This is a genomic window from Bacillus cereus group sp. BfR-BA-01522, assembly GCF_022662635.1.
GTDB lineage: Bacteria > Bacillota > Bacilli > Bacillales > Bacillaceae_G > Bacillus_A > Bacillus_A cytotoxicus.
Window position 1 is genome coordinate 16,212 of the sequence record NZ_JAKUDY010000012.1, and the last position, 12,678, is coordinate 28,889.

A 12,678-nucleotide genomic window follows, 5' to 3' on the forward strand; every position below is an offset into this window, starting at 1 on the left:
AACAGAAAAAGGTACATTTACATCTATTTTTCCAGATAAAGCTTTCATGTTCCACTCGCTGTTATTACCAAGAGGCTCCTTACCATCAATCACAGAACCTTCTAAAACTCCTCCAACACGATCTCCATCTTTCCATTCTGCTTCACCTGTAAAATATTTAATGTTATCCTTATCATCTTTTTTAATTCCTGCCTGTGCTATTTTATTAGCTTCACGAGTTTTCGTTTCTGTAATTTTTTGAATAGATATTGCGCATCCCATGTTCAACACTTGCGTATCAAATATGCCGCTAACGGCATTAAAACCTTTTCCACTTTGAACTTCCGCAAGGCCTTGCGCAATACTAGTTGCTAATTGAATTGCTGTACTATAGTTATTGCTAGATGTTTGATTAAATTCATATAGATGATCTAGCTTTTCTTGCAGTTTTTGCCTCATAGCAATAAAAAGATTCGCCATAGCTTCCATACCCGAGATTGGCATAGCTTGACTCATGGCCTCCATATTTACTTTCATTCGATCAATTTCTTGAATTTGTTCTCGTAACTCTTGTTCGATGACATCAGTTGAAGCTACCTTTGATTGAAATTGACTTGGAAAGGTATTATTTTGGCGGATTAGTTCTTCACATAATTAAATAATACCTTGCGCTAAAGGACGAAAGGTTTGTACAAAAAATGATTTTGCACTACTATATGTTTGTCCTTGTAAAACCGTATCGATTGCAAAAGCGTCAATCGACTGGATCGCTTGTTCCATACCTTGAATGGTAGCAGTACATACAGCATTCATACTTTGAGTTTGGTTTTGTACTTCTCCCAAATACATATTTAAACTCATGAATTGGTCTCCTTTACTAATTTTTGTTTCTGATAAGAAAAATCATTTTCTAAATCCCTAAGATCTCGTTTCTCTTTAAACAATGTTTCTTTTTGTTTTTCCAATTCAAATGTAAGTTTTCGCTCAATGTGTTGTGCTTCTTGACGCATATTCATAAAAAAATAAGATAATTCTTTATCACGATGCCAAGCTTCTAAAATTCGATTAAATAAACGATTACTTCTATTTTTCCATTCATAAAAATCTCGTTCCACATGTTCCTGAGTTTGAATTGCAAATTGATTTCGATCCTGTTCTTCGAATACACTTTGTAATTTTTGATTCAATTGATTAATTTGTTTTTCAATATCTTGACTCATCTTTTTCCACCTACCCTTTTACTTTTATCAGATGGTCACATTAGCGAACAGTATTATGAAGTTCATTATCTATTCTCTCAAACTCGTTAGCTACCGAGTGAATATTATTAATCGATTGTTGAAAGGCAGCAAGAAATTGTCTCGTCAAATCTAAAACTTGTTGATTCGCTTCTTGTGCTTTGAAATTAACAGATAATGTTGTACGTGTCGCCTTTGTTATAGAACGACTTGTTACACCTTGAATCCTGTCAGAAGCTGATCTCATTTTCGTAGCAATTTGAGTTATTGTTTGTAAATTACTTTGAAATTGTCCCATTCTTTCAAACCCTTCCTATAATTTCTCCAAACATATTCAGGGAATTTCAATAAAATAAATGAACTTTACTTATCAATATCACCTTTTTTAAATACCTATCCAATCTAAAAACTAAGCACGCAATCAAATGAGCCATACAATATAAGTTGTATGGCTCATTCTAAGTTCTTGTTATATAGAGTAGAACGTTTTTTATTTCAAACCAAAATTACGTGATAATTCTTCATCATGAGAAGCAACAGCTTCTGCAGTTTTATTAAGCTGCATATTAATGTCTTGTAATAACTGTGCGAAATTCTGTACTTTTGGTTTTAATTGATTAAACTGTTGGTCAAAACCTTCAAAAGCACGGCCTTCCCATTCTCCTCTTAATTCATTCTGTAAGATTAGAATCTTAGTTTTATATTTATTTAATCTCATAAATTATTACTTATCCAAAACTTTTTGGGCTATTAATGTTTAGCATATACAAGCTTAATAGATTAGATTAAATTTTTTATTCACTAGAGAACTCATATACAATTATATCAAGATTGAGATCGCGAAGTTGTAGTTAAAAATATCATGTATAGTAGAACAATAGCGGCTATTGTCATGTAGGATATTGTTAATCCAAATGCATCTGCTATAGTACTGCTAGCTATTGGCCCAATCATCATACCAATTGAATAAACTGTATTATAAATGTATACTATACTTTTAAATTAAGAGGATAGCTCCTTTAATGTATCCTGTAATTTAAATTTTTTAAGTTGATAAGAAGCAATTAATCCTGCACATGTCCCCAATAATATACTAATTACGACTAAAAATACTATTTGTACATAAGGAATATCTATCACACTTAAATCCAAACTAGGCAAGACAATATAGCTAAATATTATTCCTCCTAGCACCCCAATAACACTCGCTATTAGCCCTAAAAAAGTCCCTTCTAACCAAATAATTTTTTTCATTTGTCCTGGAATTGCACCAACTGCTCGAATCATACTAATTTCAGCACGACGTTCGTATATACTTGCTATAATTGCATTCATCAAACCAATCCCGGAAATTATAAAAATAATACCAACCAATAGCTGAATTAATAGTAACATTTGATTTAACAACGTTTGTTGCTCTCTTAATAAATCTGTACTATTAATAAGTTCTATATTGGCTCCATTTTTTATAACTCGATTAATCTTCTGTTCTATACTATTAATATTTTTATGAGGATCTATCATTATTTCTATAGATTCATAACCTTTTATATGAAAATTCTTTTTTCCCCATTCTTCATTAACTAATACTGCCCTTGTATTCATTTGTAAATTTTTTTCTAATATTGACGTAATCTTAATAAATTGTGGCTTATGATTTTGCGATTGGATTTTAATTTTATCATTCAATTTTATTCCTAAATAATCAGCTGTTTTCTTTGAAATAATTCCCTCACCATTTTTTAAAGGTTCCTGTAAACTTTTCCCTGATACTACTTTTATTTTTTTAATCTTACTAAATTCAACCAGATCTACCCCAGAAACCTCTATATTTTTAAAATCAATATTTTGTTTACGCATATAGTCATACCATTCAGGATCAGACTTTTTAAAATCGTAATCAACTAATTGAGATTGAGTATCCGTCGCTATAGCAACAACATCTTTCACACCTTCTATCTGCTTAACTTTTTCTAACCATTCAAAAGGAATATATTCATTCCCACGCATTAACATTGGAATACGAATAACTAAGTCTGAAGGCATACTTTCCTTTATCCCTTGTTTCATACCTTCCTTCATTGAATTCATATACATACTCCCTACTAAGGCTAACATAAATCCAAATGATATTATTGCAACCGATATTGCTACTTTTTGTCGATTACGAATTACATTTCGGCTACTTATAGAGGTTTCTATACGAAAGAAAATTTGGAACGGTTTCGTGATTATAGGTGCCATAACTCGAATAATAAATGGTATGGAAAATAATAAACCTACCACAAATAAAAATGTACCTATAGGACTAATATTTATTTTGAAAAACTTCTCTGTGAAACTTGCACTTACTCCAATAGCAATACCCAATATCGCTATAAAGAAGCTAATTATACTTATTTTTTTCTCTTTTTCTTCGGCAGAAAGAAATCCAGGTCTAAAAGCTTGTACAGGAGGAACTTTTCTTATTGACATCGCTGGAATAATTGATCCTACTATAGACATAATAATCCCCAAAATTAAAGTCAAAATTAATAGATTCCATGGGATTATAAAAATTTCGTTATCAACACTTCCCACACCTATCCATCTATTAATAAGTCCAGCAGCCAAACGGTAAAATAAAGTTCCAGATAAAACTCCTACTAAAGAACCTATACTTCCGATTATTAACGATTCAATTATTACTACACCAATGATTTGTGTAGATCCACTACCAAGAGCACGTAATAAAGCCCATTGTTTAAATCGATCACGTACAGACAAGAAAAAGCTTCCCATGACTAAAAGAGCTACTACAAATAATGCAACACCACCTAACCCCCAGATTAAAGGTTTCATTACATTTAAACGATCAAAGGCTTTCTCTACATATACACGCTGATCAATTTTCACATCGCCCAGCACACTTTTGATTTCAGAAACTAAAGATTTTTCTTCACTAGCATTGACTGTTTTAACTTGCACTAAATTATATTTTTTTTTCAAATTTAATTCATCTTGTAGCCATTTAATAGGAAAAAATGCAGTTTGCTTCATTGCAGCCATTGTAGGTGGATTAAGAATTCCAACTATTTTCACTGTTTTTTCATTAAAAGGTGGGAAGGGCATTTTGATTTCTTCACCTAGTTTAAGGTTGTTTTTTTCTATATAAGACTTTGTAAGTGCAACTTCAGCTCCTTTTTCTGGGTACCTACCTTGAACAATCTTATAAGAACGAATTTCAGGTGAATTTTGCTCAACTCCCCAATATGATGGCTGATTTGAGATTTCTGGGTTATTAGGTATTACATATGGGATCAATACCTTCGATACAGTTTTCAAACTTACAAGTTTTTTTATTTTATTTACTTCTTCATCATCCAAATACTTATCATTCTTTAGATAACCAAATTGAAAGTTATAGTCACCATAGTTATTAATAACTTGCTGCTTTACAGTTTCTTCTACAGATTTATTTCCAAGTAACAACATGGTGGCCAACATTACACCTAAAGCCGTACCAAGGATAATGAGTATTGTTCTTAAATGATTTTCTTTTATTGACTTTAACGCATATTTAAAAGTCCACATTTACAGAACCTCCTATCCTACTGAAAATATTTGTTCATAATTTCTTGAATACGTTTAACTTTTTCATGAATATTTTCTTTAGTCTCTCTATATTCATGAATTATTGCACCATCTAATAAGAAAACTACTCTATCTGCATGAGCTGCTACAAAAGGATCATGTGTTACTACCACAGCTGTTTGATTTAAATCATCACAAGCATCCCTAAGTACGGTAATTATATTTTTACTATTTTCCGAATCTAAAGCACCAGTCGGTTCATCCGCTAATATAATTTCTGGATTATTTGCAAAAGCCCTAGCAATTGCAACTCGTTGTTGTTGACCTCCAGAAAGTTGGGAGGGTAGATTTCTTTCTTTCCCTTCTAAGCCAACAATTTTTAAAAGCTTCTTTGCTTGTTCATTTGCTTTTTGTTGTTTAACACCATCTAATAATAATGGAAGCGCAACATTTTCTTCTGCATTAAATATCGGTATAAGATTGAATTGCTGAAAAATAAACCCAATCTTTCTTCTTCGGAATAACGCCAATTCCTTTTCATTTAGCATTGAAATTTCTGTATCCCCTATGTGAATTACCCCTGCAGTTGGTACATCTATTCCTCCCAATAATTGTAATAATGTAGTTTTACCTGATCCACTTGCACCCATTATACATAAGAATTCACCTTGCTTTATTTCAAGGTTTATCCCTTTCAAGATATTTATCATTTTCCTTTCAATAGTAAATGATTTCTCTAAATTTTTAACTTCTATAATTCCCATAAAAACCCCCTATATTACTTAGATATAACTGTAAACGCCAAGGAGAATTTTACAATTTCTGCTAAGTTTCCTTTTACACATTAGATTACGCATAGCCCACTTGATATGGAGCCTCTACAGGTATGATAAACAGCCTTGAAGCCTTAGTAATAAAAGAACCATGGCTGATTCTACAAGGCTATCATACCTGCTTCTCCAAATAAAGTGGGCGACAAATGTGGATAAAAATGTAAAGTTCATATTAGCGAAAACTGTAAAATTTATTCTGGCGTTTACAACTACTTAATTAGAAATTAAGCAATCCTTTTATAAACATGTAAACGATTTCTTTTTAATTCGAAGTACTATAATAAGCAGTAGTTTTATTAGACATATGTATTTCTACTGGCTAAAACAAACTGATTTAGCAACACTTTATCTGTAACACGAGTACCACCAATATTAGAATCTAAATCAAATCCTTGTTTTTTCCATGCTTGCCAAACTAACTTAGAACAATAATATTCACTTTCAGACCATTTAGTTGTCCATATTGTGTATGGTGATCCTTCTTTACTAAGTGCAAAATCCACAGTATTTGTAGTTTGGCCACCTTTAGCACCATTTACAATTAAAGCTACTTCAGTTTTATAGTTTCTCCATTTATTTGGTCTTCTCTTAACACCATATGTAGGAGTAGCATCAATCATATAACTTCTATCCCAATCTACAATAGCTGTATGACCATGCTGAAATCCCCAAGTATTTGAATAAAATATCTCCAGCTGACCCTAAAGCATCACCATAATAAGGACTCGTATTGGCAATAGAAGATTGTTGTTTTAATCCTTTATTATTAATTTTATTTGATTTAGTAAGATTTGAAAGATATTCATGTTTTTCTGGATTTTCTTCTTTTAATCTCTCTACTTCTTGATTTAACATTGGAGAGTTTTTAATTGAATAACCATCTTTTTTCATTTGTGATAAAACTTCTTTTTCTTGTTTAAAGGCTGTTTCCTCTGAGACTTTCCAAGCTTTTTCTAACAATTCCTTATCTTGATTACTTAAATTATTTACTCCTTCTGAAGAAGCTTCAGCACTTGTGAAACCAGAAAATAAAATTCCAGCTGCTACTAAACTACTTAAAACCTTCCTATAATTTAACAAAAAACCATAATCCTTCCTTTTTTCACTTCTCCCTTCGACAATTATACTATTTTTCAGCAAATTATTCACCATTTTTGAAAATATTTCCCAATCAGAAAATAAAGACTAATCGAGTAGGAGAGGGTGATTAACCCTCGACCTCTCACACCACCGTACGTACGGTTCCGTATACGGCGGTTCAATTAAGTCTGACGAATCATTGAATATCTATTACTCAAACTTCTGAGCCCTAGACTTTCCCAATACGAATTGTCTAGGGTTCTTTGTAGAATTGGACTTTTTGAGATTCTCCAATATTGTTTTCTAGAGTTCCCCCATTCGTATGCTATCTGTTTGGAAATACCGAAAGATTGAAGCTTCTTCCTTCTTGTTCTTGGTAACTTCCATTGTTTCCACACAATCATCCGAAGTCTTCTCCGAGTCCATTTGTCCAATTCTTGAAATATGGTTGGTGTGTCACTTCATGCATAATATCCACACCATCCAATTAGATATTGATTGAGTTTCTCCATTCTTTGTTCCATTGATATAGATTTTGACCTCGCTGTAAGTTCTCGAATTTTCTTCTTCACTCGTTTCTTACTTTCGTTGGAGATTCTAATCTTTACTTCTTTCCCTAACGTGAAGCTAAACCCAAGAAAATTTCTCTTCCAAGGTCGGTCAATTGCTGACTTCTCTTGGTTTACCTTTAACTTTAATTTCTTTTCAATGAAGGTTGTAACCGATTCTTTCACACGGATTCCAGCTTTTCTTGATTTCACGTAAATATTACAGTCATCCGCATATCTTACAAATCGGAGACCTCTAGCTTCTAGTTCTTTATCTCGTTCATTCAAGAGGATATTCGATAATAGGGGGCTTAACGGTCCACCTTGTGGTGTTCCTTCGTAAGTGTCTCTTACTACTCCACTTATCATTACACCCGATTGTAAGTATCTTCGAGTCAGTCGAAGTATTCATTTGTCCTTCACTTTCTTTGCGATAATTGCCATCAATTTATCATGGTTTACTTTGTTAAAGAATTTCTCTAAATCCATGTCTATTACCTATTTGTACCCTTCCTTTATATACGTTCTCGCTTTCCTTACGGCATCATGTCCTCTTTTATTCGGGCGAAAGCCATAGCTATTTGGTGAAAACGTAGGATCAAATATGGGAGTTAAGATTTGAGAGATTGCTTGTTGGATGAAGCGGTCTGTCACGGTTGGGATACCTAATACCCTTACTCCTCCGTTTGGTTTCGGGATTTCGATACGACGGACAGGAGAAGGTATATATGTTCCTTCCTCAATTTTGCTCGCGAATGATTTGCCAATTCTCGTACACATGCCTTCGTAGGAATGTTACGGGCATGTTGTCGATTCCATGACTCCCTTTGTTCGACTCTTTTCAGAGCCATGATTAAGGTTTCCCGTGACAATAGTTGTTTCATCAACATTTTGATATTCCTTTCTTCGTGAACGTTACTTTCTGTTTGTGCCACTCTTTACTCAGCCCTCTTGAAGTAGTCCCCCATGTATTCACCATTTCCTCCCTCAAGTAAGTCCGTTTGGATTGTCTGCTTCTACATAAAGAGTGAACGCCCAGTGTAATGTTCTTCCTAATTGTTCAGTCCTTCCCTATCTTTTCGCCGAGATAGGTACTATGACCTCTGCTAACTTCCGATTGTTCAGCTTACTTTCATAAGTAAGGTTATCAAGTTCACTTGACGTATCAATCAGACCTCCCCAGGTAAGCACATATTCTTCCTCTCCACCTATCTGCTTCATTTACTCTGTATCACCTTTGGCAGTAAGGACTTTGATTTGTTTAGCAATCTCATCCAATGATACCTAGCCTTATATGAAGTTCGTGTTCCTCAGACCGGAGATTTGCCGCCGACTTCCTTCAGATTCCGCGTCACCACGGACACCCTTGTCTTAAGCTAATCGTTACTACTGCCTTCACAATTCGGGACTTGAACCCTAGAGAATATGCACATGCTGGGCGCACTAAAAATAAGAATCCTTGTATTGACAAGGATTCTATGAAAAATTCGCTACCTATAATAGGACGTTATATTAACCTTACATACATATAGTATTCATCAAGATTAATCTTTACAATTAAAAGAAAACTAAATTACATCTTTAATGTTAAGCTATCCCACAATTAATAATTCTAGTTATTTGACATATTTAAGTGAGGGTTAATCTGAAGCTCTTTTAGCAAATTCGAAAAGTTCGAATCGATGAAAGTTGATCATTAAAATCTAAATGCGTATGAAGATTAACCACACGTGAATTGTTACCTCTAGTTATTAGTAAAATAATCCTACCTTTGAAGCCTCTATGCTCATACAAAGCTACTAAAGATCTAGGTGGGCATCTTACAGAAGAAATTTTATCATTCCACACATCTCCGACATATTCTACATCATTTCCTAGATTTACATTAAATGACGAACCAGTTGCGTTTATATGTTCAAAGAATTCGACTGTACTTTGTCTAACATCTATATTTTCATAAGAATCAGGATTGTAATTACTTGGATTGTAATTACTTGGATCATAGTTATTTGGATTGTAATTATTTGGATTATAATACATAAACATCTCTCCAATACTCTTTTTCTAGGCTATATTAATCATCTTAATATTAATTATTGATACAACTTCGCAGTCAATGACATTATATTTAACTGTAAAGTTTTTAGATAATTGTCCATATAAAATTGGATGAATGCCTTATTAATCCAAAGCTATGCTTTGGATTAATAAAAAAAATACCTAACTAAAATACAAATGTTAAAATGTCCATATTCCACCTAATAACAAAGTCTATATGTTTTAATTGATGAAGTATTGTCCCCCCAACCACCTTCTACAAGATTAAAAAGTTGAGGAGAATTCCCTGTATTTACAAGATACCTAACTCTCCCCCCGAAACCTCTATGTTGATATAAAACCACTAAAGTAAGAGGTGCAACAAGCACAGAAGAAATTCTATCACTCCACCAGTCTTCCAAAACTTCTTTAAATTCTCCTGAGTTCATTGTGAAAGAAGAACCTGCCCCATTAATATGTTCATAAAAAGTGTTAACAGGACCACGAAAGTTTAAATTATAACTATATTGGTCATAAAACATAAAAATCCCTCCAATACACTCCATTTCCTATAAAACATATGCCCATTTACAATTTATGTATGGGCGATTAACCAATCAATATTTAACTTTTTTAAATAAATATCTAAATTAAAAAATCTAATAAATATCTTGTCTATTTAGTACTTTCCCCCTAGACAAGTAAAAACTTAAAACTACCCAATCACATTAGATAAATTACTCATAATCTATAATTTGAATGACTATGTAAAACTCTTAAAATACCTTATAAAACCTTAATTTACACTTAGATTAATATATGAATTAAAGAGAGAGAAAAAACTATGTACTGTATAAACTGTTTTCCAGTACTTGACTGTGTTTATTTTGGAAATAGACCGATTTGCTATTATAAACAACAATGTACCATAAAGACTTGTCCAACTATACCAGAGATTCCGATACCAATACCCGGTTCAGAACCATTAGGACCGGTAGAAATGTCCTCAAATTCTCCTGCAATCATGTGATATTCATCTGAACCAAGTTGTTTTGCGCGTTGCATGCAAATAACAGGAGGTGATTTCTACACCTGTCAAAGAGTATGTAAGCCCATTTACCAGTAATTTCACGACATAACTTGGTGGTTGGCTGGGGTAAGTGAAGCGAGAGGCTAGACCCTTTTAATGTCTTAAAAATATAAAATAAATATTTATTCATGAACACTTGAACTAGGCGGTTCCGCGGGTATGATTCCTATAACGAGAATTATGTAAATAAGCTGTCCACATGGGCAGCTCCATTTACATAATTCTCGTTATCAGTAGTCAACGATGCATAAAATTTTCGTTATGGGGGAATGAAAAAATCTTAGGTTGATGAACATAAGGTATCGTCAGCATTTTGGAAAATAACCACGCTAAGAGTTTTTGAGTCATTTTAATGTAGGTTTAAAATAAAGTTTGATCACTTTTTGCTATGTTATTGAACTAAATTTGGCTTTGTAATTAAATGCAATTGAACACTGCCCGCCACTTTATTGTTGATTTTGGCAATAAACAATATTACCTCCGGTGCTAAAACAGTTTGCCAATACTTTATCGCTTCTTCTTGTTCCAGTGGAGGTAAAAAACCTATTGACGCTCCATCATCTACTAAAGTTTTCAAAAGTTCAGAAATCTCTTCAATATCTTCATCAAGTAGTTTACTCTCTTTTATTTCTAGATTTTGCATTACTTTACTTTTCCCCCTTTTGTTCACTCAATATATAATTGTATATGTTAAACTGCGCTTACTGAAGAAACGGGCCCTATAATTGAACAGCATCCTATGCCTTATTGCATAGTTTTATTTTTGTCATAGGCAAAACGAATAAAGATAAGAAATAATAGTGATTAATTGCAACAAAGCCAAATAATGCAATTTCATTATTTGAAAAATGTAATGGCTCATACCTTAATAAAAAATCGCCAATCCCTTAATCAAATTGATATTTTCCCCCAAATAAAAGAAATCAACGATTGTAATTGTAACACTTCCCATTTCTGACCAAATTGCATATGCAATGGACATTTCTATCCCCTTTAATGTAAATGAAAGAAAAACAAAGCTATATATTGAATACAAAAATAAGGATACTTGAAATAATTTTTATTATTCTAAATTTAGCGTTATTGTTTTGAATTTCCACACTATTTTTTTATTATCTAAACAGTTAATAACATGTAATAAAAACCTCTACATTCAAATATTACTACATATTTTTGGAGATAAATAAGATTGTTTTTTCTTTTAATAATAATTAGAATTTCACAAATGATTGAATTAACATAAAAATTATAATACAATTTATATTAAGTTTTATAACCTAGTAATAAAGGTAGGTGTCATTATGTATTCAAAAGCGCGAATTACAGCTGTTGGGACTTATGTGCCTGAGAAAGTATTGTCAAATGAAGATATATCAAACCTTGTAGAAACGACAGATGAATGGATTGTTCAGCGAACTGGTATGCATGAACGAAGAATCGCTTCCTCTAATGAATTCTCTACAACTTTATGCATTCGAGCTGTCCAAAACTTAATCGATCGATTCCATGTTTCAATTGATGATGTCGATTTAATTATTGTTGCGACTGCTACACCAGATTACATGTTCCCCAATACCGCAAGTCAAGTTCAGACTCATTTTGACATCCCTCATACAGGAGCAATTGATTTAAGTGCAGCATGCGCAGGTTTTGTTTATGGATTAATTGTTGCCAATGGCCTTATTACTTCAAGGACTAACAAAAAGATACTCGTAATTGGCGCTGAAACACTGTCAAAAATTACAGATTATAGCGATCGTACTACTTGCATCCTTTTCGGGGACGGCGCTGGTGCAGCTCTTGTAGAATATGACGAACATAATCCTAGTTTTTTAGGAACTTATATGGGATCTAATGGTTCTGGGGGAATTCATTTATATCAAACAGCTTTATCTAAAACGATGAATGGAGCACAATTACAAGACACACCTTATCTCGTTCAAAACGGAAGAGCCGTCTACAAATGGGCTGTAAATACTGTTCCTCAAGGTGTACAAAAATTACTACAGAAAAATCATTTACATGTAACCGATATTGATTGGTTCATTCCACATAGCGTGAATTTAAGAATGATCGAATCCATTTGTGAACGAACAGGTATTTCTCTTGATAACACGCTTATGAGTCTACAATATTGCGGAAATACTTCTGCTGCTTCTATTCCACTAGCACTTGATATTGGGTTGAAAGACGGAAAAATCACTACTGGTAATACATTACTTTTATATGGATTTGGCGGTGGCCTTGTACATGCGGGACTTATTTTGAAATGGTGTATATAGCGCATAATCATAAGGCTG

10 protein-coding genes and 5 pseudogenes are annotated in these 12,678 nt (G+C 33.0%); 1 reads left to right on the forward strand and 14 read right to left on the reverse strand.

The window, feature by feature from the left end:
• Positions 1–218: 218 nt before the first annotated feature.
• The 14 genes and pseudogenes from MR059_RS22030 to MR059_RS16255 all read right to left on the reverse strand — a co-directional run.
• Positions 219–840 (reverse strand): annotated as a pseudogene (locus tag MR059_RS22030) (T7SS effector LXG polymorphic toxin); the annotation flags it as partial.
• A complete protein-coding gene (locus MR059_RS16195) occupies positions 837–1,199 on the reverse strand; it encodes a DUF3958 family protein (RefSeq protein WP_242161901.1) in 363 nt (120 codons plus the stop codon). The gene MR059_RS16195 and the pseudogene MR059_RS22030, both read right to left, overlap by 4 nt.
• Before the next feature lie 40 nt (positions 1,200–1,239).
• Positions 1,240–1,515, reverse strand: coding sequence for a TIGR04197 family type VII secretion effector (locus MR059_RS16200; RefSeq protein ID WP_242161902.1), 276 nt, complete (start codon positions 1,513–1,515; stop codon positions 1,240–1,242).
• Between the two features lie 192 nt (positions 1,516–1,707).
• Positions 1,708–1,899, reverse strand: a pseudogene (locus MR059_RS16205) (WXG100 family type VII secretion target); the annotation flags it as partial.
• A gap of 320 nt (positions 1,900–2,219) precedes the next feature.
• Entirely contained in the window at positions 2,220–4,790 is a 2,571-nt protein-coding gene (locus MR059_RS16210) for an FtsX-like permease family protein (protein ID WP_242161903.1), read from the reverse strand.
• A 17-nt stretch (positions 4,791–4,807) separates the two neighbouring features.
• Entirely contained in the window at positions 4,808–5,554 is a 747-nt protein-coding gene (locus MR059_RS16215; protein ID WP_012094623.1) for an ABC transporter ATP-binding protein, read from the reverse strand.
• Between the two features lie 365 nt (positions 5,555–5,919).
• On the reverse strand, positions 5,920–6,243 hold the full coding sequence (locus MR059_RS16220) for a YiiX/YebB-like N1pC/P60 family cysteine hydrolase (RefSeq protein WP_012094624.1): 324 nt from the start codon (positions 6,241–6,243) through the stop codon (positions 5,920–5,922).
• Positions 6,244–6,250: 7 nt separating this feature from the next.
• Complete coding sequence (locus MR059_RS16225) at positions 6,251–6,775, reverse strand: hypothetical protein (protein ID WP_048723791.1); 525 nt, start codon at positions 6,773–6,775, stop codon at positions 6,251–6,253.
• Positions 6,776–6,885: 110 nt separating this feature from the next.
• Positions 6,886–8,141 (reverse strand): annotated as a pseudogene (gene ltrA / locus MR059_RS16230) (group II intron reverse transcriptase/maturase).
• Between the two features lie 766 nt (positions 8,142–8,907).
• Positions 8,908–9,291, reverse strand: coding sequence for a beta/gamma crystallin domain-containing protein (locus tag MR059_RS16235; protein WP_041809842.1), 384 nt, complete (start codon positions 9,289–9,291; stop codon positions 8,908–8,910).
• 218 nt (positions 9,292–9,509) lie between these two features.
• The gene (locus MR059_RS16240; protein ID WP_048723789.1) at positions 9,510–9,830 is read right to left on the reverse strand and encodes a hypothetical protein; all 321 of its coding nucleotides are present in this window, start codon (positions 9,828–9,830) and stop codon (positions 9,510–9,512) included.
• 367 nt (positions 9,831–10,197) lie between these two features.
• A complete protein-coding gene (locus tag MR059_RS16245) occupies positions 10,198–10,353 on the reverse strand; it encodes a hypothetical protein (protein WP_157671226.1) in 156 nt (51 codons plus the stop codon).
• Between the two features lie 428 nt (positions 10,354–10,781).
• Positions 10,782–11,021: pseudogene (locus MR059_RS16250) on the reverse strand (GNAT family N-acetyltransferase); the annotation flags it as partial.
• A gap of 225 nt (positions 11,022–11,246) precedes the next feature.
• Positions 11,247–11,433: pseudogene (locus tag MR059_RS16255) on the reverse strand (DMT family transporter); the annotation flags it as partial.
• Between the two features lie 246 nt (positions 11,434–11,679).
• Here MR059_RS16255 and MR059_RS16260 point away from each other — a divergent pair.
• Positions 11,680–12,660, forward strand: a complete 981-nt coding sequence (locus MR059_RS16260; protein WP_048723787.1) for a ketoacyl-ACP synthase III — start codon at positions 11,680–11,682, stop codon at positions 12,658–12,660.
• Positions 12,661–12,678 lie beyond the last annotated feature (18 nt).

Excerpts from the sequence above, each read along its gene's own strand:
- MR059_RS16210 (WP_242161903.1), bottom strand. The coding sequence starts at position 4,790 with ATGTGGACTTTTAAATATGCGTTAAAGTCAATAAAAGAAAATCATTTA.
- MR059_RS16195 (WP_242161901.1), bottom strand. The coding sequence starts at position 1,199 with ATGAGTCAAGATATTGAAAAACAAATTAATCAATTGAATCAAAAATTA.
- MR059_RS16235 (WP_041809842.1), bottom strand. The coding sequence starts at position 9,291 with ATGTATTATAATCCAAATAATTACAATCCAAATAACTATGATCCAAGT.
- MR059_RS16225 (WP_048723791.1), bottom strand. The coding sequence starts at position 6,775 with ATGGTGAATAATTTGCTGAAAAATAGTATAATTGTCGAAGGGAGAAGT.
- MR059_RS16240 (WP_048723789.1), bottom strand. The coding sequence starts at position 9,830 with ATGTTTTATGACCAATATAGTTATAATTTAAACTTTCGTGGTCCTGTT.
- MR059_RS16215 (WP_012094623.1), bottom strand. The coding sequence starts at position 5,554 with ATGGGAATTATAGAAGTTAAAAATTTAGAGAAATCATTTACTATTGAA.
- MR059_RS16220 (WP_012094624.1), bottom strand. The coding sequence starts at position 6,243 with ATGATTGATGCTACTCCTACATATGGTGTTAAGAGAAGACCAAATAAA.
- MR059_RS16200 (WP_242161902.1), bottom strand. The coding sequence starts at position 1,515 with ATGGGACAATTTCAAAGTAATTTACAAACAATAACTCAAATTGCTACG.
- MR059_RS16260 (WP_048723787.1), top strand. The coding sequence starts at position 11,680 with ATGTATTCAAAAGCGCGAATTACAGCTGTTGGGACTTATGTGCCTGAG.
- MR059_RS16245 (WP_157671226.1), bottom strand. The coding sequence starts at position 10,353 with ATGCAACGCGCAAAACAACTTGGTTCAGATGAATATCACATGATTGCA.